At 70.6% G+C, this 21718-nt stretch carries 22 protein-coding genes; 10 read left to right on the top strand and 12 right to left on the bottom strand.

The features are described 5' to 3' along the window. Both ACGFNP_RS39020 and ACGFNP_RS39015 read right to left on the bottom strand, forming a co-directional pair. On the bottom strand, nt 1-903 hold the full coding sequence (locus ACGFNP_RS39020; protein WP_358336270.1) for a ribonuclease Z: 903 nt from the start codon (nt 901-903) through the stop codon (nt 1-3). 26 nt (nt 904-929) lie between these two features. Further along, entirely contained in the window at nt 930-1841 is a 912-nt protein-coding gene (locus ACGFNP_RS39015; RefSeq protein ID WP_393327396.1) for a class I SAM-dependent methyltransferase, read from the bottom strand. Between the two features lie 108 nt (nt 1842-1949). Between ACGFNP_RS39015 and ACGFNP_RS39010 the strand changes: the two genes are divergently transcribed. The 8 genes from ACGFNP_RS39010 to ACGFNP_RS38975 all read left to right on the top strand — a co-directional run bounded on the left by ACGFNP_RS39010 (nt 1950) and on the right by ACGFNP_RS38975 (nt 9502). After that, nucleotides 1950-2465: a methylated-DNA--[protein]-cysteine S-methyltransferase gene (locus ACGFNP_RS39010; RefSeq protein WP_358336275.1), complete on the top strand. Its 516-nt coding sequence runs from the start codon at nt 1950-1952 to the stop codon at nt 2463-2465. 40 nt (nt 2466-2505) lie between these two features. Beyond that, nucleotides 2506-3411, top strand: a complete 906-nt coding sequence (gene miaA, locus ACGFNP_RS39005; protein ID WP_393327393.1) for a tRNA (adenosine(37)-N6)-dimethylallyltransferase MiaA — start codon at nt 2506-2508, stop codon at nt 3409-3411. A gap of 9 nt (nt 3412-3420) precedes the next feature. Next, entirely contained in the window at nt 3421-4233 is an 813-nt protein-coding gene (gene dapF / locus ACGFNP_RS39000) for a diaminopimelate epimerase (RefSeq protein WP_393327390.1), read from the top strand. Nucleotides 4234-4283: 50 nt separating this feature from the next. Then, nucleotides 4284-5036, top strand: coding sequence for a hypothetical protein (locus ACGFNP_RS38995; RefSeq protein WP_393327388.1), 753 nt, complete (start codon nt 4284-4286; stop codon nt 5034-5036). Nucleotides 5037-5055: 19 nt separating this feature from the next. After that, nucleotides 5056-7332, top strand: coding sequence for a tetratricopeptide repeat protein (locus ACGFNP_RS38990; protein WP_358336287.1), 2277 nt, complete (start codon nt 5056-5058; stop codon nt 7330-7332). A gap of 1 nt (nt 7333) precedes the next feature. Next, on the top strand, nt 7334-8092 hold the full coding sequence (locus ACGFNP_RS38985) for a glucose 1-dehydrogenase (RefSeq protein ID WP_358336290.1): 759 nt from the start codon (nt 7334-7336) through the stop codon (nt 8090-8092). A gap of 88 nt (nt 8093-8180) precedes the next feature. After that, the gene (locus ACGFNP_RS38980; RefSeq protein ID WP_214638474.1) at nt 8181-8543 is read left to right on the top strand and encodes a phosphomannose isomerase type II C-terminal cupin domain; all 363 of its coding nucleotides are present in this window, start codon (nt 8181-8183) and stop codon (nt 8541-8543) included. 290 nt (nt 8544-8833) lie between these two features. Beyond that, complete coding sequence (locus tag ACGFNP_RS38975; RefSeq protein ID WP_393327384.1) at nt 8834-9502, top strand: HNH endonuclease family protein; 669 nt, start codon at nt 8834-8836, stop codon at nt 9500-9502. A gap of 64 nt (nt 9503-9566) precedes the next feature. Here the strand turns inward: ACGFNP_RS38975 and ACGFNP_RS38970 are convergent, their stop codons facing one another. The 3 genes from ACGFNP_RS38970 to ACGFNP_RS38960 are packed head-to-tail and all read right to left on the bottom strand — an operon-like array spanning nt 9567 to nt 11838. Further along, entirely contained in the window at nt 9567-9890 is a 324-nt protein-coding gene (locus ACGFNP_RS38970) for a PepSY domain-containing protein (RefSeq protein ID WP_358336296.1), read from the bottom strand. Between the two features lie 35 nt (nt 9891-9925). Further along, entirely contained in the window at nt 9926-11164 is a 1239-nt protein-coding gene (locus ACGFNP_RS38965; RefSeq protein WP_393327381.1) for a sensor histidine kinase, read from the bottom strand. Continuing rightward, the gene (locus ACGFNP_RS38960; RefSeq protein WP_358336302.1) at nt 11161-11838 is read right to left on the bottom strand and encodes a response regulator transcription factor; all 678 of its coding nucleotides are present in this window, start codon (nt 11836-11838) and stop codon (nt 11161-11163) included. The genes ACGFNP_RS38965 and ACGFNP_RS38960 overlap by 4 nt, the downstream gene beginning before the upstream one ends. Nucleotides 11839-11931: 93 nt before the next feature. Between ACGFNP_RS38960 and ACGFNP_RS38955 the strand changes: the two genes are divergently transcribed. Next, the gene (locus tag ACGFNP_RS38955; protein WP_358336304.1) at nt 11932-12372 is read left to right on the top strand and encodes a hypothetical protein; all 441 of its coding nucleotides are present in this window, start codon (nt 11932-11934) and stop codon (nt 12370-12372) included. Here ACGFNP_RS38955 and ACGFNP_RS38950 read toward each other — a convergent pair. From ACGFNP_RS38950 to aceB, 7 genes are all read right to left on the bottom strand, one after another. Next, nucleotides 12356-14269 (bottom strand): hypothetical protein, encoded by a 1914-nt coding sequence (locus ACGFNP_RS38950; RefSeq protein ID WP_393327378.1) that lies wholly within the window; start codon nt 14267-14269, stop codon nt 12356-12358. The two genes, ACGFNP_RS38955 and ACGFNP_RS38950, sit on opposite strands and share 17 nt — an antisense overlap. Nucleotides 14270-14331: 62 nt before the next feature. Next, complete coding sequence (locus tag ACGFNP_RS38945) at nt 14332-14544, bottom strand: DUF2277 domain-containing protein (protein WP_214638472.1); 213 nt, start codon at nt 14542-14544, stop codon at nt 14332-14334. Between the two features lie 34 nt (nt 14545-14578). Beyond that, nucleotides 14579-15325, bottom strand: coding sequence for an IclR family transcriptional regulator (locus ACGFNP_RS38940; RefSeq protein ID WP_393327536.1), 747 nt, complete (start codon nt 15323-15325; stop codon nt 14579-14581). 25 nt (nt 15326-15350) lie between these two features. Beyond that, complete coding sequence (locus ACGFNP_RS38935) at nt 15351-16565, bottom strand: (Fe-S)-binding protein (protein ID WP_393327375.1); 1215 nt, start codon at nt 16563-16565, stop codon at nt 15351-15353. Nucleotide 16566: 1 nt separating this feature from the next. Continuing rightward, on the bottom strand, nt 16567-17754 hold the full coding sequence (locus ACGFNP_RS38930) for an FAD-binding oxidoreductase (protein WP_358336317.1): 1188 nt from the start codon (nt 17752-17754) through the stop codon (nt 16567-16569). Further along, a complete protein-coding gene (locus tag ACGFNP_RS38925) occupies nt 17754-19205 on the bottom strand; it encodes an FAD-linked oxidase C-terminal domain-containing protein (RefSeq protein WP_358336320.1) in 1452 nt (483 codons plus the stop codon). Before ACGFNP_RS38925 ends, ACGFNP_RS38930 begins: the two co-directional genes overlap by 1 nt. 26 nt (nt 19206-19231) lie before the next feature. Further along, nucleotides 19232-20809, bottom strand: coding sequence for a malate synthase A (gene aceB, locus ACGFNP_RS38920; RefSeq protein ID WP_393327372.1), 1578 nt, complete (start codon nt 20807-20809; stop codon nt 19232-19234). A 156-nt stretch (nt 20810-20965) separates the two neighbouring features. On the opposite strand from aceB, the gene ACGFNP_RS38915 reads away from it, so the two are divergent. Then, a complete protein-coding gene (locus tag ACGFNP_RS38915; protein ID WP_358336326.1) occupies nt 20966-21655 on the top strand; it encodes a DUF4097 family beta strand repeat-containing protein in 690 nt (229 codons plus the stop codon). The last annotated feature ends 63 nt before the right edge of the window (nt 21656-21718 follow it).

Here is a 21718-nt window from a genome sequence, read left to right as displayed (position 1 = left end):
CTACGGGTGCCGTCGCCGGGGCACGGGGATCTTCATCAGATCGCGGGCCAGGATGATCTCGCCGTCGTAGTCGCGCCGTGCCTCGCCGAGGAAGGCGGGTTCGTCGGCGAAGCCGTAGCGTTCGGAGAAGTGGGTCAGCACCAGACGGCGCGCCCCCGCCTCGGCCGCGACCTGACCGGCCTCGGCCGCGGTGAGGTGGCCGTACTCCTTGGCCAGGGTGCTCTCGGCGGACAGGAACGTCGACTCGATCACCAGCAGGTCGGTGCCGGCGGCGAGTTCGAAGACGGCATCGCACAGGCGAGTGTCCATGATGACGGCGGCGCTCTGCCCGGTTCTGGGGACGCTGCACTGGTCGAGCGTGATGCCGCGGACGGACCCGGTGCGCTGGAGCTCGCTGATTTCAGGTCCGCGAATACCGAAAAATGCGAGCTTGTCGGGCAGCATGCGGCGGCTGGACGGTTCCTGGAGGCGGTAGCCGTAGGACTCGACGGGGTGGGACAGGCGGCGCGCGGTCAACGGGCCGATGGTGGCGTGATCGCCGCTGACCGGCTGCTCTTCGATGACGCCGGTGTCGGCGAAGACGGCGGCGTGACGGAGCCGTTGCCAGTATTCGGCGCCGGAGGCCGGGAAGACGGCTCGTACGGGATGCCGGACCTTGTCGCGCGCGATGCGCTGCACCACGCCGGGCACGCCCAGGCAGTGGTCGCCGTGGAAGTGCGTCAGGCACAGCCAGTGGACGTCGTTGGCGCTGACCCCGGCGTGCACCATCTGCCGCTGCGTGCCCTCACCCGGGTCGAACAGGTAGCCCTGGCCGTCCCAGCGCAGCAGGTACCCGTTGTGGTTTCGGTGGCGCGTGGGCACCGCGCTGGACGTTCCCAGGATGACGAGTTCACGGGATGACACGAGCGCGATGTTAAACCGTTCGATGCCTAGACGGGGGCTTTGCGGCGGGTGAGGTGTCTGCGGGTCCAGCGGACCGCGCGCTGGACGACGGGTCCGGCCAGGCTGATCTCCCTGGTGGCGGTCTTCAGGTTCTGGACGGCGGTACGGGATTCCGCCGCGGTCTTCTTCAGGTCCGCCGCCGTGCGCCGGAGTTCGGCGCTGAGCCGGCCCAGCTCGCCCAGGTCGCCGGCCGGGGCGGGCTTCTTGCGCTGGTTGACGCGGACGAGTTCCCGTTCGCCGAGCACGTCCGTGGTGTGCCAGAGCTCGGGGGTGGCGGCCAGCCAGTCGAGCAGGCGCCGCTGGACGGGCGCGGGGTCGCCCCACGTGGCGTACAGCTTCTGCGAGCTGACGCAGATCGGGGACAGCCCGAGCCCGGCGACCGCCTCCCAGACCGCGAGCGCGACGCCCGGCGTGTGCTCGCTGCGGTAGTCGTCGAAGGCGACGATCCCGTCCTCCCGCAGCACCGCCCGCGCCGCCAGGACGTCCGCCTTGACGTGGGTGTAGAGATGCGAGGCATCAACGTGGACGAACCGGCAGGAGTCCGCCTTGACGTGGTCCAGGATCACCGAGGTCGGCCCGTGCACGATCTCTGGCAGGCTGTCGTGGACGCTCAGGTAGTTCTGCTCGAACCGTTCCCGGGTGAGCGTGGAGTAGGAGCCGCTGGTCTCCGCCTCGTTGGCGGCGTCGGGCGCCTCCAGCTCGAACAGGTCGCAGACCGTGAACGACTCTCCCGGACGAAGGTGCCCGCCGATCAGGACCGCGCTCTTGCCGAGGTACGTCCCGAGCTCCAGGAGATCGCCTTGCGTGCCCGTCGACAGGAACCACGCGAACAGGCGCTGGTCGGCAGGCCAGAACCAGCCGGGGATCCGGTCCAGTGCGGCGGCAGTCGGTGCTGGCATGTTCGGACGGTAACAACTCGGATACCCGGCCCTGAAGAGGCTTCGCCACATGGCCATCCGGGAGTCGCCTAGTGTTTATGCCCGGGAGTAAATCCCCCAGGGGAGGACATGATGGGTACGGTCGCGTTCGCCGAGGTGCCGACGCCGGTAGGACCGTTCGTGCTGGCCGTGACCGAGGTCGGCCTGGCCGCCACGGGGTGGGGCGCAAGGACGCATCCGGGTGAGCGGCTCTCGGATCTGACCGAGGTGGATGATCCCGGGCGCATGGCCTTCGCCGTCGCCGAGCTGAACGCCTACTTCGCCGGTGACCTGCGTACCTTCGAGACCCCGATCGACTGGCGGCTGACCTCGGGGTCGCGGCGCCAGGTGCTGAAGACCCTGCACGGCATCCCGTACGGCACCGCCGTCACCTACGGCGAGCTGGCCGAGCGGAGCGGATCGCGGGTGCCGGCCCGCGGCATCGGTTCGATCATGGGCTCCAACCCGATCCCGATCGTGGTGCCCTGCCACCGGGTGGTCGCGGGCAACGGGCTGGGCGGATTCAGCGGCGGCGAGGGTGTGGAGACCAAGCGCTGGCTGCTGACCCACGAGGGATACCTGCAGCCAACACTGCTGGACCTCTAAGCGGTTCGTCCATACCCAGACAGTTGACACACTTGTCGGTGTGCGTCAGCAGCCAGTCATCGCCGTCGTGGGTCCCACGGCAGCCGGAAAGTCGGATCTAGCCGTGGATCTCGCCCTCCGGCTGGGGGGCGAATGCATCAATGCCGACTCGATGCAGCTTTATCGAGGAATGGATATAGGCACGGCAAAGCTTTCCCTGGCCGAGCAGCGGGGGGTGCCGCATCACCTGCTCGACATCTGGGACGTCACGGTGACCGCCAGCGTGGCCGAATACCAGAAGCTGGCCAGGTCGCTCATCGAGTCGCTGGCGGCGCCCGTGCTGGTCGGCGGCAGCGGGCTGTACGTACGCGCGGCCATCGACGACCTGGACTTCCCCGGCACCGACCCGGAGATCAGGGCCAGGTTGGAGGCCGAGCTGGCCGAACATGGCCCGGCACCGCTGTACGAGCGGCTGCGAGAGGCCGATCCGGCCGCGGCGGCGGCGATCCTGCCGAGCAACGGCCGCCGGATCGTCCGCGCGCTGGAGGTGATCGAGCACTCGGGGCGCCCGTTCTCCGCGACCATGCCGTCGTTCGAGGCGATCTACCCGAGTGTGCAGATCGGGCTGGCGGTGCCCCGGCCGGAGCTCGACGAGCGGATCGAGATCAGGGTCGGGCGCATGTGGGCGGCTGGCCTGGTCGATGAGGTGCGGGGGCTGCTCGGGCAGGGCTTGGCCGAGGGGCGTACGGCCGGCCGAGCGCTGGGGTACGCCCAGGTGGCGCGCTACCTCGACGGCGAGTGGACAGAGGAGCAGGCGTTCGCCGAGACCGTCAGGGCGACCAGGCGTTTCGCCCGCCGCCAGGAGTCGTGGTTCCGCCGCGACCCGCGGGTCCAGTGGTTGCCCTACGACGCCCCCGACCTGCTGGAACGATCCCTGGCGCGAATCGCCGACCAAGGCTCCGGATAAAATCGTCCTATGCGTTTTCTCAAGGGGCACGGCACCGAGAACGATTTCGTCATCCTCCCCGACCCCGATGGCGAGCTCGACCTGTCCGCCGCGCTGGTCGCCGCGATCTGCGAACGGCGGTCCGGGATCGGCGCCGACGGCGTCCTGCGCGTGGTGCGCACCAAGCTCAGCCCCGAGGTCGCCGACCAGGCCACCACCGCCGAGTGGTTCATGGACTACCGCAACGCCGACGGCAGCATGGCCGAGATGTGCGGCAACGGCGCGCGCGTCTTCGCCCGCTACCTCGTCGAGACCGGGCTGGCCGGTGAGAGCGAGTTCGACGTGGCGACCAGGGGCGGCGTCCGGAGGATCCGCATCGAGGACAACGGCGACGTCACCGTCGACATGGGCAAGCCCGTCGTCCGCGGCACGAGCGTCACCACCGTCACCGGGCAGGAGTACGAAGGCGTCCACGTCGACATAGGCAACCCGCACCTGGCCTGCTCCATCGGCGACCCGGTCGCGCAGCTCGACCTGACCCACCAGCCCGGTTTCGACCCAGGTGTCTTCCCCAGGGGCGTCAACATCGAGCTGTTCAACGCGGTCGGCGCCAGCCGCGCGGTCATGCGCGTCTTCGAGCGCGGCTCGGGCGAGACCCGCTCCTGCGGCACCGGCACGATCGCCACCGCCGTCGCGGCCGCGGCCCTGTCCGGCGAGACAACCGGCACCTGGACGATCGAGGTGCCCGGCGGCACGGTCGTCGTCACGCTCGACGAGGAGACCAGCTATCTGACCGGCCCCGCCGTGATCCTCGCGAGCGGCACCCTGACGCTTGCAGAATGATGTTCTCCTGAGAGATCCTGGGTCCACTTCCCGAACCGAGAGGGCTGGACATGGCGGACCCGAGAACCACGGCCGTGCTGGTCAAGACCCCGATCGGCCAGTACGGCGGCGGATTCATGATCTCCAGGGAGGCCAAGACCCGCTGCGAGGAGTACGGTCTCGGCCCGCGTGAGTTCTACTTCCGCGGGCGCTGCGGGGTTCTCGGCGAGTGCGAGGCCGACGTGGTCACCTCCGTCGCGGTCTTCTTCCCCGCCGCCCACGTCGAGGAGAGCTGGTACGGCGGGCGCAAGCTGAGCGTCGAGCGGGCCGTCGAGAGCTACGCCGAAGCCTGCCAGGAGTGGGGACGGCGCCGGCTCGGCGACTTCGACGGCTGCGCCAGGCTCGCCGAACTGCTCGAACGGGTCGTCGCCCAGGCCCCGGTCGCCGGGGCGCCGCTGTTCGCCGGGTGGCGGGCCGTACCCCTGCCCGACGACCCGCCCGCGCGGGCCACGCAGCTCATGCACGTCGTACGGGAGCTGCGAGGGGGGTTGCACGCCAACGCGGTGCTCGCGGCGGGCCTCCACCCGCTGGAGGCGATGCTGGCGGCCGAACATGACGCACCTTTCGGACACACGCTCGGTGAGGCGATGGCGCGGTTCTGCAATTGGCCGCAGCCGTACCAGAAGCCGGGTCCCGAGGTGGTCGCGAAGCGGGCCGCGGTCGAAGACACGACCGATGATCTGCTGGCATCGGTATTTTCGGTATTGGACAATGACGAATCGGACGAGCTCATCGAGCTTCTGCGTTTTGGGCACGCTCATTGACCTGGCAGACTGACTGCTCATGGACGTGGACATCTGGGCCTGGGTCGGTGAAACCCAGCAGCAGCTTTCTGAGGCGGGCAATGTGGGCCTCGCCATGGCGCTGGGAGACCTGCCCGCACAGGCCTATGAGGGGCGATACCCCCAGCTAGACGTGATGGCTCCGGCCATCGCACAGCAGGCGGAGGCCCTGGAGCTCCCGTGGCTCGAGTTCTACGCCCGCTACTGGCACCTGCTCGGCCGCGTGGGCGACCGCGCGCAGGGTGCCGTCGCGATCGGTGACGCCGAGCAGTTGCTGTCGTTCGCTCAGCGCGAAGAGGTGCGCGACTGCCCGGCCACACCGGCCGCGGTCGAGGCGCTCGCGCTGGCGTGGGCCAACGCCGACGGCCCGGGCTACGCGGCCGAACGCCTGGAGACGCTCAACGCGGTCATCGAGGACCTCCAGCCGGCCAACCCCGCCTACACCGGGCTGGTGACGCAGTACATCGCCGCGCTCATCGACGCGGGCCGGGCCGGCGAGGCCGTGACCTACGCCGAGACCGCCGTCGAGCGGCTGCGCGCCGCCGACCGTGAGGCGAGCTGGGAGCTCGGCGCCGAGAGCGCCCGCGCGCTGCTCGCCGCCGGACGCGGAGAGGACGCGCTGGCCGCGCTCCAGGCCGCGGCCGACTTCCAGGCCGACGACCCGGTGGCCAAGGCACACCGCGACGGCGTACGCCGGGCGCTGATCCTGGCCACGCTCGGCCGCATCGCCGAGGCCGTCGACGCGCTGCCCGACCTCGACGTGGTCGGCGAGCACCCGCACTCGTGGGTGGAGTGGTCGCAGGCGGTCGCCAAGCTGGCCGGCTCCTCGCAGATCACCAACACCTGGCAGCTCGGCCGCGTGCTGCGCCAGTGGATCGACTACTTCGGCATGATGGGCGGCTACCGCGCCCGCTTCGAGCTCTCGCTGGTCGCGGGTGAGCTGGCCATCGCCAGGCAGGGCGTCTGGCAGGCGCGGCTGCTGGCCGACCAGGCCCAGTCGGCCGCCGCCGAGCTGCGCGAGAGCGCGGGAGTGGCCGAGCGGATCGCCGCCCTGCGCGCCGCCGCCGACGCGACGGCCGAGCCGCCCGCGCCGGGTCCGGTCGAGGAGCGGGTGGCCTACTTCGACGCCGCCGACGGCCACAACGCCGACCCCGAGCGGTGGGTCGGCTGGCTGGCCCCGCGCTCCGGCGAGGACCTGGAGACCACCCGCCGCCACACCACCACGCTCGGCTTCCTCGGCTACCCGGCGACGGGCGCCGACATCTACTGGAAGCTGCTGGTCGACTCCGGCGACCTCGCCGCCGCCGAGCCCGACGACATCTCCACCCTGACCACGCTGCTCGTCGAGGCCCGCCAGGACGAGCGGCTGGAGCAGCTGGCGGCGCTGCTGCCGCACGACACCCAATACCTCGCGCTGGCGCGGCTGCACAGCGCCCGCGAGCGCTGGCCGGAGGCGCTGGAGGCGGCCGAGCACGCCGTGGCGGCCGGCGGCGGTCTCGAGGCGCGCCGCCTGGTGGCCACCGCGGCCCAGCAGCTCGACGAGAACGCCAAGGGTGCCCAGGCGCTGCTCGAAGTGATCGACGAGATCACCGAAGAGGACACCTGGCGCATGATCGTCATGGCCACCTCGAGCGAGGACTGGGACATCGTCCGCAAGGGCACCGCCAAGATCGGCATGCCGGTCAAGTCGACCGAAGGCCCGATCGAGGAGGAGATGGGCCTCATCCGGGTCATCCTCCCCGCGCCCGACGGCGGTCAGCGGCAGATCCTGTCCATCCGCACCGGCCCGGCCACCGCCCGGCTCGCCCTGCCGCAGCCCCGCGGCATGGACTACAACGCCGGTGACCTGGTCGTGTTCGACCCGCAGCTGCTGGAGCCGGTCCCCGACGACCCCGAAGAGCAGCAGAACTTCGTGCCGCCGTTCGCAGCGGTGCGCATCCTGCGGCCCGGCGGCTACACCAGCTACTTCTTCGACGGCGCCGCGCCGAGCGAGGAGGACTGGGCGGAGTTCACCGAGGTCATGGCCGAGCGCGGCTGGCCGATGTGGGTCTACAGCGACGAGAACTACACGGTCACCCACCCGACCGGCGGCGAGGCGCTGCCCGGGGTGTTCGGCTGGGTCGCGGTGCCGCCGGACGTCTCGGCGACCGAGGTCGACGCGCTGCTCGACGACGCCACCGAGCGGTGGTCGCACCCGCTGGCCTGGCTCGACCTGGCCAAGGAGGTCGACGTGGAGGTCGAGCGCCACGAGCGGATCGTCAAGGAATACGGTCTCTAGCATGCTCCAGCGGTTCAGCCTCGAGGGGAAGGTCGCCGTCGTCACCGGCGCGTCGTCGGGACTGGGCGTGGCCTTCGCCCGCGGGCTGGCCGAGGCCGGGGCCGACATCGTGATCGGCGCCCGGCGGCAGGACCGGCTGGATGAGACGCGGCGGCTGGTCGAGGAGACCGGCCGCCGGTGCCTGGCCGTCAAGACCGACGTGACGCGGGTCGAGGACTGCCAGGCGCTGGTCGCCGCGGCCGTGGAGACCATGGGCTCGGTCGACGTGCTGATCAACAACGCCGGGGTCGGCACCGCCGTGCCCGCGCTGCGGGAGACACCGGAGGAGTTCCGGCAGGTGGTCGACATCAACCTGCACGGCACCTACTGGATGGCGCAGGCGTGCGCGCGGGTGATGCGGCCCGGCTCGTCGATCGTCAACATCGGCAGCATCCTGGGCGAGACGACGGCGGGGCTGCCGCAGGCCGCTTACAGTGCGTCGAAGGCGGCGGTGATCGGGCTGACCCGGGACCTGGCGCAACAGTGGACGGGGCGGCGGGGGATCCGGGTCAACTGCCTGGAGCCGGGGTTCTTCGCCTCGGAGATGACGGAGCAGTACAACCCCGCATATCTGGAGCGGATGCTGGCGCAGCGGGTGGTCATGGGACGGGTGGGGGATCCGGCGGAGTTGGTGGCCGCGGCGGTCTTCCTGGCGAGTGACGCGTCCTCGTACATCACCGGCGTCGTCCTCCCCGTCGACGGCGGCATCCTCATCACCTGACTTGGCGCACCACCTGACCTGGCGGTCCGTGGTGCCTGGTAGTTTGAGCGCTGATTGATGGCGTGATTTTCCGGGACCTGGAGGGGCGATGCAGGACATCGACAGGCTGGCCGCTGTGATCCGTGACGAGCGGCCGTGGGGTGGGTTCGAGCGGTTCACCCTCAACGAGGTGTCCACCGTCAAGATCATCGAGGTCTCGCCAGGGCAGCGGCTGAGCTTGCAGCGTCATGAGCACCGCTCCGAGCTGTGGGTGGCGCTCGACCCGGGGTGCGTGTTCGAGGTGGACGGGAAGCGGATCGAGCCCGCGGTGGGGGATCGGGTCCTGATCCAGCAGGGTCAGACGCACCGGCTCAGCTCGTCCGGGCCGGCGACGCGGATTCTCGAGATCGCCTTCGGCCACTTCGACGAGGACGACATCGAGCGCCTGGAGGACTCGTACGGGCGTTCGTAGCCGCTTTTCTTTCCCATCGTGACCGATCCCGTCTCTACAGGCGGGATCTTTTTTTACGGCCGGCCCAGTGGGCCCCAGTCGTCATACGGGCTGAGGCCTGTCCAGGGGCACGCTCCTCCGGTGGAGCGTGCTGGGCGCCGTGACGTGCGCATTCTTAGCCCCGTCCGTGGTCTGGCCGAGCCCGGTGGCCGACCGTGTAAGGGATGTTTTGCACTCTTGAGGGATAAGTTGTGCCTTAGGGGTAATTGCTCTACCTAGACTTTGCTAAAACTTAAGTCAAGGGGTAGAGCGTGCGGTTTCGTGTGGTTTTGGCCGGTTTGGCCACAGTGGGATTGCTCGCCGGATGTGGGCAACTGGAAGCGCAGACACCTCAAGCCGACTCGGGCAAGGCGCCATCGGCCGACGTGGGGGACGCCCGCAAGAAGCTGGCCAAACTCGCCGTCAAAGGCCGTGCGCCGAAGACCGGCTTCGAGCGGGAGAAGTTCGGGCCGGCCTGGTCGGACGTCGACCACAACGGCTGTGACACCCGCAACGACATCTTGAAGCGTGACCTGCACGACGAGAAGTTCAAGTCGGGCACCCACGACTGCATCGTCCTCAGCGGCGTGCTCGACGACCCGTACAGCGGCAAGACCATCACCTTCAAGCGCGGCCAGGACACCAGCACCGCCGTGCAGATCGACCACCTGATCCCGCTGTCCGACGCCTGGCAGAAGGGCGCGCAGCAGTGGACGGCGGACAAGCGCAAGGAGTTCGCCAACGACCCGATGAACCTGATGGCCGTGGACGGGCCGCTCAACGGCCAGAAGAGCGACTCCGACGCCGCGACCTGGCTGCCGCCGCGCAAGGCGTACCGCTGCACCTACATCGTCAAGCAGATCGACGTGAAGGCGAAGTACGGCCTGTGGCTGACCACCGGTGAGAAGGACGCCATGGACGGCATCCTGGACTCCTGCTGACCACCGGTGCCGACGATCCGGGCACGCCTCTCCGCGGATGGGGAGGCGCGCCCGGATCTTGTCGTCAGTCGTCGTCGTCCTTGCGGTCGTCGTCCTTGCGGTCGGTGCTCTGGCTCAGGACCTTCCCCGTGGCCGCGTCGACGTCGAGGTCATGGTCCTCAGCGCCCTTGACCAGTCCCACCTCCCACACGTCAGGCCGAGTCCCGCGACCGTCGTACGAGACCTCCTTGACCCACGCGCCGGGGACCTGCTTGTGCGCGATCTCGATGGCCCGCTCGGCCGTGACCTTCGGAGCGGTGGCCGTGGCGGCGGCGTAGGCGGCGCCACCACCCGCGACGAGCACGACGGCACCGGCACCTGCTGCGACGAACTTGGTGATTGTGTTCATGCCTCTACGCAATCGCGATCACCGGTAAGGCCGCGCTAAGCCCCGGTTAACGTCACCTCCACCACCGCCCCGCCCCCGGACGGGGATGACACGGACAGCCGTCCGCCCGCGTCCTCGGCCGTACGCCGCGCGATGTCCAGGCCGAGCCCGGTGGATCCGCCCCCGCTGTGGCCACGCTCCAGGAGCGCCCGGTCGAAGCCGGGGCCCTCGTCGGCGATGGTCAGCACAGCTCCGGGCGGGCGGGCGGCCAGCCGTACGGACAGGGCGGCTCCTTCGGGAGTGTGCGCGAACACGTTGCCGAGCAGCGCGTCCACGCAGGCGGCGAGCTCCTCCGCGCGGACCGCCACCGGGAGCGCTCCGGGCGGCAGTTCCACCTCGACGGCCCGTCCCTGGTCCTCCGCGAGCACCGACCAGAACCGCACCCGCTTCCGCACGACCGCCGTCGCGTCGCAGCCCTCCCGATCGGCGGCACGGCGGCGGGCATCGGTGATGACCGCGCTCACGGCCCGCTCCAGGGCGTCAACGCGGGCCCCGACGCGTTCCGCCTCCTCAGGGTCACGCAGCGACTCCGCGTCCAGCCTGAGACCGGTCAGGGGCGTGCGCAGCCGGTGTGACAGGTCTGCCACCGACTCGCGCTCGGCGGCCAGCAGGTCGTCGATCCGCCCGGCCAGGTGGTTCAGCGCGAGCGCCACCGACCGCACCTCCGGCGGCCCGCCCGGCTCGGCCCGCGCGGCCAGGTCGCCACCGGCCAGCCGGTGTGAGACCTTGGCCAGTCCGTCGACCGGTCTGGTGACCGCGAGCGCCAGCCGGTCGGCCAGGACGATGCCCAGCACAACCAGCGCCAGGCCGAGCACCAGCAGCGCCAGCCACGCCTCGCGGACCCCGCGCAGCAGTTCCGCGTTGTCGGCGAACGCCCTGATCACCACCGTGCCCTCCGGCGAACGCACCGAGACGAGCACCTCTCTGCCGCCCGGGGCCTCGGCGGTGACGCTGCGGCCGGTCATGGCCAGCCGTACCGCGTCGGAGCGGGGCGCGGCCGGGCCGAGCGTCCGCCCGTCGGGCAGGAACACCGTCACGGGGCGGGAGACCTGCGCCACCGCGAGCTCCAGGTCGGGCGCGCCGACCGCGACGGCGACCGACTCGGCGGCGGCGGTGGCGCGGTTCATGGCGCCGTTCTCCGCCACGGAGCGGATCAGCAACGCCATCGGCACCAGCAGCGCGATCAGCACGACCGAGGTGGTCGCGGCCACCAGCAGCGCCAGCCAGCGCCTCACGACGGTCCGACCAGCTTGACCCCGACACCTCTCACCGTGTGCAGGTAACGCGGCTCCGCAGCGGTCTCGCCGAGCTTCCTGCGCAGCCACGACAGGTGCACATCGACGGTCTTGTCGGCCCCGCCGTAGGGGAGCTGCCACACCTCGGTCAGCAGCTCCCGCTTGGTGACCACCTCGCCGGGCCGGGCGGCGAGGTAACGCAGCACGTCGAACTCGCGCGGCGTCAGGTCCAGAGCCTCGCCGCCGAGCGTGGCCACCCGCGCACGCGGGTCGATGCGCAGCTCGCCGACCTCCAGCGGCTCGGGCGCGGAGTTGCCCGCGCGCCGCAGCACGGCCCTGATCCGGGCGTCGAGCTGCGCCGAGCTGTACGGCTTGACCACGTAGTCGTCGGCACCCGCGTCGAGCACCGGCACCATCTCGGCGTCCCCGTCATGCGCGGTGGCGACGATCACCGGCACCCGGCTCACCGCGCGCAGCATGCGCAGCAGGTCCACACCGTCGAGATCGGGCAGCCCCAGGTCGAGCACGATCAGGTCGGGCCGGTTCTCGACGGCCAGCCGTAACCCGTCGAGGGCCGTGGGGGAGGAGGAGACGGCGTGGCCGAGCTCCCGCAGACCGCGGCTCAGCGCCGTGCGGATCGCCACGTCGTCCTCGATGAGGAGGATGTCAGCCATATACGGCAACGGTAGACGCTGCAGGGAGATGCGCAGGGCCGCCTTATCGTGGCGTTAACCCGGCCTTATCCGGAGATGGGGGAAGCTGGCACGGTGAAGCGATTCGTGCTGGCCTGGGCTGTCACCGCGCTCGCCGCGACGGGCGCGGCCGTGGCGGTGCTCGGGTTGCTCGGCGGCGTGCTCACCGGCACGTCCGGGCGGGTGCTGAGCCAGGGCGAGATCCGCGCCGCTCTCGCCACCGCCACCGTCCAGGCGTCCAGGACCGCCGCCCCGACGGCTTCCGCCGCTCCGACGGCCTCCGTGAGTCCGCATGTCGGCAAGTTCATCCGTACGGCCGGCGGCACCGTGATCGCCTCCTGCGCGGGCGGCCAGGTGACGCTGCGGTCGTGGAGCCCCGCCCAGGGCTACTCGGTCGACGACGTCGATCCAGGTCCCCGGCCGGAGGCCAAGGTCGAGTTCGAGGCCGACGGGCGCGAGGACGTCGAGGTACGGATCGGCTGCTCAGGCGGCGAGCCGGTCACACTTCCGCGCTGAGCGCCGCCTTCGTGAGCTCGGCCTGGCGCCTGATCTGTCCCATGACGATCTGGTTGACCCCCTTGGACTGGAACAGGGCGACCATCTTGTCCATCACCGCGTTGGCCCGTTCCAGGTCGCCCTGGCGGGCTTCGGCTCTGGCCAGGCGGCGCATCACCATGTTCAGGGTGATGTTGTCGACGCTGGCGTCCCGGGCCACCGCGGTGAGCTGCTCGATGCCCTGTTTGAGGTCCGGCGGCCGGACCTCAACCTGCTTGTCGGTGGTGATCGCCTTGAACTCGCGCTCGGCGTTGAGCCCCTTGACCATGCGGGCGTAGACGGCCAGCGGGTGGCCGCCGTACCTGCCGATCACCTCGTCCAGCGCCCGGTTGCCCGAGCTCAGCGTCGGCGAGTCGGAGCCGAGCAGCGAGAACAGCTTGCCCTGCTCGTCGCCCAGCATCAGCTCCGCCACCCGGTGATCGTCCGCGCCGACCGGGTAACGGACCCTGACCAGGCACGCGGGGGAGACGATGCGTGAGCCGTCGGCGGCGATGTACTGCCCGCGCACCTGGTACTCGCCGGGCTGCTGGAAGTAGTGCCCGTCGCGGCCGTGCCCGATGTACGCGCTCCGGTACATGGCCGGGTTGCCCGAGTCGAGCCGGATGTCGGGTGAGGTGTCGACGCAGTGCCGCATCATCGGCCGGTACAGCACTGTCCGGCCGGTCGGCTGGGTGATGGTGATCTGGGTGAACTCGGTGTCGGGATGGAGGTGGCCGTGCGTGGTGCGCGGCTCGCCGGTCGTGGACAGCTTCAGCTCCACCACGACGGGCTCGCCGAAGCCGAACGACTCCTTGGCCCGCAGTTCGAGCAGCAGCCCGGACCGGTCCACGATCGGCTGTTCGAAGGGCGCGATGTCGGCGGCGCCCGTGCCGAAGGCGTTCGCGCCCATGGCCACCTCCCGGTAGAAACCGTGACGGAGGTGGACGAGCTCGGAGTCGGTGAACTGGAAGGGGAAGGCGGCCCAGTAGCCCTGCTCGCCACCGGGTTGGTAGTTCTGGACGTAGTTCATCCAGGACAGGTCGCCGAAGCCGCCGTTCGGGCCGAGCGGCTGGGGTGGGTTGCCCAGGTTCTTCTGCCAGGAGTGCAGCAGGTTGAAGGCGTGGCCGAGTTCGTGCACGTACGTACGCAGTTGCGCGCGCTGCGCCTGCGGAGTGTCGCCCTTGATCGCGTCGTAGAAGACCGCGGACCCCTGCCGCTGGTGCGCGTCGTCGTAGTCGAACATGATGCCCCGGTAACCGCCCACGTGCTTGCTGGCCACCAGCAGCCACACCCGCCAGGCCGGAGCCTCCCCGAACGCGCTGAACTGCTGCGTCATCGCGTGATGCAGCTCGGCGTCGTCCCACGCCAGGTCCGCGCCCGACCCGTCGACCGGGATCACCCCGGGCGGGTTGACGGTCAGGCGGATCCCCGCCTCGTCGTAGGCGGCGGCCACGCTCAGCTCCCTCGCCGGTGAGCCCGCCGGGCCGGGCAGCGTCCCGGTGCCGTACTTCTCGAACGGCCGGGTGCCCGCCACCGAGTCCTGCTCCAGGAGCACGGTACGGAAGTGGCGGCCGGAGAACGTCAGCTCGTAGGTCTGCCCGGCGATCCTGGCGGTGCCCACCGTGCCGCTGATCGTGACCGTCACGTCCTTCGCCGGGGTGTCGAACGAGAACGCGCCCCGCCCCGTGATCTTCGTCCCGGCGCCCTCGGCCGTTGCCGAGGCCGTGTTCACCACGAACGAGCCGGCGTATGACGTGGTCGCGCCCGCCACGGAGAACAGATCTCCGCTCACCCTCCCCGTGGGCCGCGCCCCGTCGACGTCCACCCGGAGTTCGAGGCGCGAGTCCCCGTCCCTACCCTGATACAGCCCACTGATCATGGGATGCCCCCTGGCGATCGATGCGGTTACACCGGGGACACTTCCTGCACAGAGCGACCGTGTCAACGCCCTCCGCGAACCTGTAGCGCCGCCAGCAACTCCTCCGACGCCCGGGTGATCGTCTCGACCGCCCGGTCGAACGCCTCGGCGTTGTGCGCGGCGGGCGCGCGGAAGCCGGAGATCTTGCGTACGTACTGCAGCGCCGCCGCCCGTACGTCGTCTTCCGTCACGTCCTCGGTGTACGGCGGGCGCAGGGTCTTGATGCTTCTACACATGCGGTCAACGGTAATAGCCGATCCGCCGGCTTGGTCAGCCCGCGCCGGCCACCGGGCTGAGCTCGGCGCCGAAGTCGAGCGCGAGCTTGCGCATGGCCGCGGCCAGCTCGTCCCGGTCGAGGGCGTCGATCCGCTCCGCCGGGCCCGACACCGACATGGCCGCCACCACCCGGTTCCCGTCGTGCACGGGCACGGCCAGGCAGTGCACGCCCAGCTCCTCCTCGCCCAGGTCCATCGCATAACCCCGGTCCCTGACCCGGCCGAGCTCGGTGAGCATGCCCTCGGTGTCGGTGATCGTGTTCGGGGTGCGGCGCGGCATGCCGGTCCGTACGAACACCGCGACCGCCTCATCGGCCGGCCGCCCCGCCAGCAGCACCTTGCCCACGGCCGTGCTGTGCGGCAGCACCCGCCTGCCGACCTCCGCGAACATCCGCAGCCTGCGCGGCGAGGGCACCTGCGCCACATAGACGATGAAGTCACCCTCCAGCACCGCCAGGTTCGCCGTCTCTCCCGACAGCGACACCAGCTTCGACAGGTAGGGCCGCGCCCACACGCCGACCATGCTCTCGGCGATGCCACCCAGTCGCACCAGGCCGCCGCCCAGCGCGTAGCGCCGGTCCGACTCCTGACGTACGTAGCCGCGGGCCAGCAGCGTCTGCAGCAGCCGGTGGATCGTCCCGAACGGCAGCCCGGTCTTGGCCGCGATCTCCGACAGCCCCGCCTCACCACCGTGCTCGGCCAGCGCCTCCAGCACGTCGAGCGCCCGCTCGACCGACTGCACGCTCACCCGCCCAACCCCCGTCCGGTCAAAGGGACACCCCGCGCAGCGACGCGTCCAGCACCTCGGCCGTGTGCGCCACCCTGATCTGCGCGCCGCCGCGCCGCATCGCGGCGGCTATCTGCATCGTGCAGCCCGGATTGGCCGACACCAGCAGCTCCGCGCCCGTCGAGGCCACCGACCTGGCCTTCCTGTCGCCCAGGTCGCGGGCCGCCTCGGGCTGGAAGATGTTGTACGTGCCCGCCGAACCGCAGCAGATGGCCGACTCCGGCACCTCGCGCAGGTCCAGCCCCGGGATCGCCTTCAGCAGCTCGCGCGGCTGGGCCCGGATCCCCTGCGCGTGGGCCAGGTGGCAGGCGTCGTGGTAGGCCACCGTCACGGGCAGCGGATGCCGGTCCGCCACCGGTCCCAGCTCGGCAAGGTATTCCGACAGGTCCAGCACCCGGAACCCCGGCTCCCTGCCCAGCAGCCGGCCGTACTCCTTCATCGACGACCCGCACCCGGCCGCGTTGACCACGACCGTGTCCACGCCGGCCCTGGTGAACGTCCTGACCGTGCGCCGCGCGAGCCGCCTGGCCTGCTCCTCGCGACCCGAGTGCACGCTCAGCGCCCCGCAGCAGCCCTGTCCTGGCGGGATGACCACGTCGCAGCCCTCCAGCGCGAGCACCCGCGCGGTGGCCGCGTTGACCTGCGGGAAGAACTCGCCCTGCACGCACCCGGTGAGCATGCCGACCACGGCCCGGCGCGGCCCCCTGGCCCGGACCAGCCGCGGCAGCCGCTGCCTGTGCTCCACCCTGGGCGCCAGCCCGGCCATCGCCCCGAGGCTGGGATGCACCCGCGCCAGGAACGGCGCCATCCGCTCGGCCAGCCACATCCCCGGGCGCAGCAGCCGCAGCCTGCGCGGGTAGGGGAACAGGCTGAACACGATCTCCCTGACCGCCCGCTCACGTGGGTCGCGCACGTGGACCCGCTCGACCTCGGCCCGCGTCTGCTCGATCAGCTGGTCGTACTGGACGCCCGACGGGCAGGCGGTGACGCAGGCCATGCAGCCGAGGCAGGCGTCGAAGTGGCCGGCCATCGCCGGGGTCACCGGGGTGCCCTCGACGTGCTGTTTCATCAGGTGGATCCGGCCGCGCGGCGAGTCCATCTCCTCGCCCCACAGCACGTACGTCGGGCAGGTGGGCAGGCAGAAACCGCAGTGCACGCAGTCGTTGATCAGCTTGGGGTCGATGCCGGATGTCATGTCAGATGCCTCCCACGAACCGGCCGGGAGACATCCTGCGCCCCGGGTCGAACCGTTCCTTGACCCGCCGCATCAGCGGCAGCGCGCTCACCGGTCCCCACCGGTCCACACTCTCCTCCGGCGCGGCCAGCACGGTCACCCGGCCGCCCAGCGGCGCCAGGCGCTCCCGCAGGCCGGACACGACACCCGCGAAGCCTGTGGCGTGTCCTCCGGGCTCCAGCCGGACCCGGCCCGCGACCGGCGAGCCGCGCAGCGCGAACCCGGTGCCGCGTACCGCCTCCAGGACCTCGCCCGCCCGCGCCGGCGGGAAGCGCAGCTCAAGCAGGACCTCGTCGTCCGTGATCAGCCCCCACCAGGCCGGCGCCTCGTCCGTGACGGTGCCCGCGCCCATCGCCTCGCGCAGCGCCTCCGCCCGCTGCCCGGCAGCCGTGCCCTCGACCAGTGCGGCCAGGGTGAACGGCGCGTCCCCACCGGGCCAGTCGAGCTCGACCGCGCTCGGCTCGGCCTGCGACGCGGCGAGCAGCGCGGCCACCTCCTGGACGCGCTCGTGCGACTCGAACGCAGCCACGACATAGCGCCGGTCGGCGGGCAGCGGGTGCAGCCGGAACGTGGCCTCGGCGATGACGCCCAGCGTGCCGTACGAGCCGGTGAACAGCTTGCCCAGGTCGTAGCCCGCGACGTTCTTGACCACCCGACCGCCCGACTTGGCCACGGTCCCGTCCGGCAGGACGACGGTGATGCCGATGAGCAGGTCGCGGGCCGTACCGTAGCGGAAGGCACGCGGCCCGGCCGTCGCGGCGGCCAGCGTGCCGCCGACCGTCGCGCCGTCGGCGAACGGCACGTCCAGCGCCAGCTCCTGGCCCTGCGTGGCGAGCGCGTCAGCCAGCGCGTCCATCGTCACCCCGGCCTGGGCCTTCACCACGAGGTCGCCCGCGGCGTGCTCGATGACCTCGTTCAGGCAGCACAGGTCGAGCAGGACGTCACACCGTTCGGGCGGCGGGCCCCAGTGCAGCTTGGTGCCGCCGCCCGCGGGCACGACCGCCAGGTCCTGCTCGGCGCAGGCCCGCAGCACGGCCGCGATCTCCTCGACCGACTCGGGCAGCGCCACCACGCTCGGGCGCACCCCGCCCACGGCGTCGTCCGGCCCGGCCTCCCTGACCGTCACGCCGGTCTTCCGCAGCGCCTCCATCAGAACTGCTCCGCCTGCCCCGAGGCGACCAGCGGATGGACGCCCTTGCGCACGCCGGGCACCTCCCCGCACAGCCGCGGAGTGGGGAAGATCTTGCCCGGGTTCGACAGGCTCTTCGGGTCGAAGGCGCAGCGGACGAGCTGCATGGTGTCGAGATCGTCCGCCGAGAACATCTTCGGCATGTACTTCGCCTTGTCCGTGCCCACCCCGTGCTCACCGGTGATCGACCCGCCGTGCTCGATGCACAGGTCGAGGATCGCGCCGGAGACCGCCTCGGCCCGCTCGCCCGCCCCCGGCTCCGCGTCGTCGAACAGCACCAGTGGATGCAGGTTGCCGTCGCCCGCGTGGAAGACGTTGGCCACCCTGATCCCGTACTCCTGCGACAGCCGGTCGATGGCGGCCAGCACCTTGGGCAGGGAAGTGCGCGGCACCACGCCGTCCTGCACGATGTAGGCCGGGCTGATCCGGCCGACGGCCGCGAACGCCGACTTGCGGCCCCGCCAGATCGCCGCCCGCTCGGCCGGGTCGTCGGCCACCCGCAGCTCGAACGCCCCCGAGCAGATCTCCTGAAGTCGCTCGAACTGCCGGACGACCTCCTGCTCCGGCCCGTCGAGCTCGACGATCAGCACCGCGCCCGCACCCTCGGGATAGGAGCAGGACACCGCCGCCTCGGCCGCCTCGATGGACAGCGCGTCCATCATCTCGATCGCGGCCGGCACGATGCCCGCGCCGATGATCGCCGACACGGCCTGCCCGCCCTGCTCGATGCTCTCGAACGCGGCCAGCACGGTGATGACGGACTCGGGGGTACGGCTCAGCCGTACCGTGATCTTGGTCGCAATGCCCAGCGTGCCCTCGGAGCCGATGAACGCGCCGAGCAGGTCGTAGCCGGGGTCCATGCGGTCGAGCGTCACCAGGTCACCGTCGGGGGTGACGATCTCGCAGGCTTCGATGTGGTTGACCGTGAAGCCGTATTTCAGGCAGTGGGCGCCGCCGGAGTTCTCCGCCACGTTGCCGCCGATCGAGCAGATCTGCTGGCTGGACGGGTCGGGGGCGTAGTAATAGCCCTGGTCGCGGACGGCCTCGGTGATCGCCAGGTTCGTGACGCCCGGCTCCACGACGGCCCTGCGGTTGGGCAGGTCGATCTCCAGGACGCGGCGCATCTTGGAGGTGACGATCAGTACGCCGTCCTCGCGGGGGAGCGCCCCGCCCGACAGCCCGGTGCCGGAGCCGCGGGCCACGAACGGCACCCCGAAGTCGTTGCAGGCGCGGACCACGCCGGAGATCTGCTCGGCGGTCTCCGGCAGCACGACCACGCCCGGCGTGGCCCGGTGGTAGGTCAGGCCGTCGCACTCGTAGGTGCGCAGGCGTACCGGGTCGGTGATAACCGAGTCGGCGGGCAGCAGCGCGTGCAGCGCGGCCGTCAGCTCGTCGAGCAGCTTGTCGACCATGGCGCCCCCCTTCTTATCATCATCCTTTACGGCATGCGGGCGTACGCCGGGAGTGTCAGGAATTCGGCAAAGTCGTCGTCCAGCGCGACCTCCTTGAACAGCGCCGTGGCCTGCTCGTACAGCCGCTCGTCGTAGCCGGGCTCGGCCGCGATCTTCGCCAGCTCCTCGGCGATGATCTGCTCGACCAGCTCCTTCGTCACCGTCGCGCCCGTGTCGGACAGCGTGATGTCGTTGTGGATCCACTGCCAGATCTGCGAGCGGGAGATCTCCGCCGTGGCCGCGTCCTCCATGAGGTTGTGGATCGCCACCGCCCCGAGCCCGCCCATCCAGGCGGCCAGGTAGCGCAGCGCCACGTCCACGTTGCCGCGCAGCCCGGTCTCGGTGATCACGCCCGGCGTCTCGGAGACCGCCAGCAGATCGGCGGCCGAGACCGAGACCTCCTCGCGCGTCCTGTCGAGCTGGTTGGGCCGCGAGCCCAGCACGCCGTCGAACACCTCGCGGCAGATCGGCACCAGGTCGGGGTGCGCCACCCAGGAGCCGTCGAAGCCGTCGCCCGACTCGCGCGTCTTGTCGGCGCGCACCTTCTCCAGGGCCATGGCGTTCACCTCGGCATCGCGCCGCGAGGGGATGAACGCCGCCATCCCCCCGATCGCGTGCGCGCCGCGCTTGTGGCAGGTGCGCACCAGCAGCTCGGTGTACGCGCGCATGAACGGCGCGGTCATCGTGACCGCGTTGCGCTCGGGCAGCAGGAACTCGCGGCCCCTGGTGCGGAACTTCTTGATCACGCTGAACAGGTAGTCCCAGCGGCCCGCGTTGAGCCCCGCCGAGTGCTCGCGCAGCTCGTAGAGGATCTCCTCCATCTCGAACGCCGCCGGGTACGTCTCGATCAGCACGGTCGCCCTGATCGTCCCCTGCGGGATGCCCAGCAGGTCCTGCGCGCGGACGAACACCTCGTTCCAGAGTCGCGCCTCCAGGTGCGACTCCATCTTCGGCAGGTAGAAGTACGGGCCGCGGCCCTTGTCCAGCTGCCGCTGGGCGCAGTGGAAGAAGTAGAGCCCGAAGTCGAACAGCGAGGCCGACACCGGCCGCCCGTCCACCAGGGCGTGCTTCTCGTCGAGGTGCCAGCCGCGCGGCCGGACCACGATCGTGGCCAGCTCGGCGTCGGGCTTGAGTGAGTATGACTTTCCACCGGTCTCGAAGTCGATCGTCCGGTCGAGGGCGGCGCGCAGGTTGAGGTGGCCGCTGACGCAGTTCGCCCAGAGCGGGGAGTTGGCGTCCTCGAAGTCGGCGAGCCAGACCTTGGCACCGGAGTTGAGCGCGTTGATCGTCATCTTGCGGTCGACCGGGCCGGTGATCTCGACCCGGCGGTCCTCGAGGCCCGGAGCCGGGGGCGCGACGCTCCAGTCGCCCTCCCTGACCGCCTTGGTCTCCGGCAGGAAGTCGAGCCGGCCGCCCGCCGACAGCTCCGTCTGCCGTACCTGCCGGGCTTCCAGCAGCTCCTGGCGCGTGGCGTCGAACTCTCGCTGGAGACTCTCCACGAAGGCGAGCGCCTCCGGCGTGAGGACCTCGTCGAACCGGTCGAGCATCGGGCCGGTGATCTCCATGAGCCCCTTCTTCCATGATGTGGAAAATCAGTTCTGGATTATGGAAGCGAAGTTACTTCATGGGTGGTCCCGGGTCAAAGGTGGGGGTTCCCCTGGGAGGGGTTCGGGGGGAAACCCCGATGTGCGCCAAGGCCTGCGCGCGCGAGGATCTGCGGCATGAAGACAATCGTGATCGCGGGCGGCCTTCTCGCCTCGGCGCTGCTGCTGACGGGCTGCGGGCTCAAGAGTCTCGGTGGCCCGACCAATCAGGACACCGTCACGTACCAGGTCACGGACAAGGTGGCCAAGCTGCACGTCAGGAACGAGTCCGGCGACTCCGTGATCACGGAGTACGACGGGGCGGCCGTGCGGGTCACCGAGACCCTCCAGTGGCGCAACGAGAAGCCGAGGGCCCAGCACAAGGTCGACGGTGACACGCTCTCTGTGTATTACGACTGCAACAAGGACTGGGGCAGTTGCAGCGTCGACTACAAGATCGAGGTCCCCAAGGGTCTGCAGATCGACGCCGACGCGGGCTCGGGCAACATCACGATGCGGCAGCTGACCGGGCAGATCGAGGCGTCCGCCGGCTCGGGCGACGTGGACGCCACCGGCCTCGGGGGCAAGAAGATCTTCGCTGAGGCCGGTTCCGGCGACGTCGAGGTGAAGTTCGCCACCGTGCCCGACAGCGTCGAGATGGAGAGCGGCTCCGGCGAGGCCATCCTGCACGTTCCGGACGGTGCCTATGATGTGAAGACCGAGGTCGGATCGGGCGAGGCGACGGTTTCGGTCAAGAAGGACCCGTCCTCTCCGCACAAGGTGTCGCTGACCACGGGCTCGGGGGACGCGAGCGTGTTGCCCGGATAACCAGGTGATGGCGTCAGGGATGTCATGTCACCATCGGGGAAGACACTCCGGTGTTCAGACGTT

The sequence above is a fragment of the Nonomuraea sp. NPDC049269 genome (genome assembly GCF_043197155.1).
Taxonomy (GTDB): domain Bacteria; phylum Actinomycetota; class Actinomycetes; order Streptosporangiales; family Streptosporangiaceae; genus Nonomuraea.
Note: the sequence above shows the minus strand (reverse complement) of the source record. Positions and strands in the feature narration are given on the sequence as shown.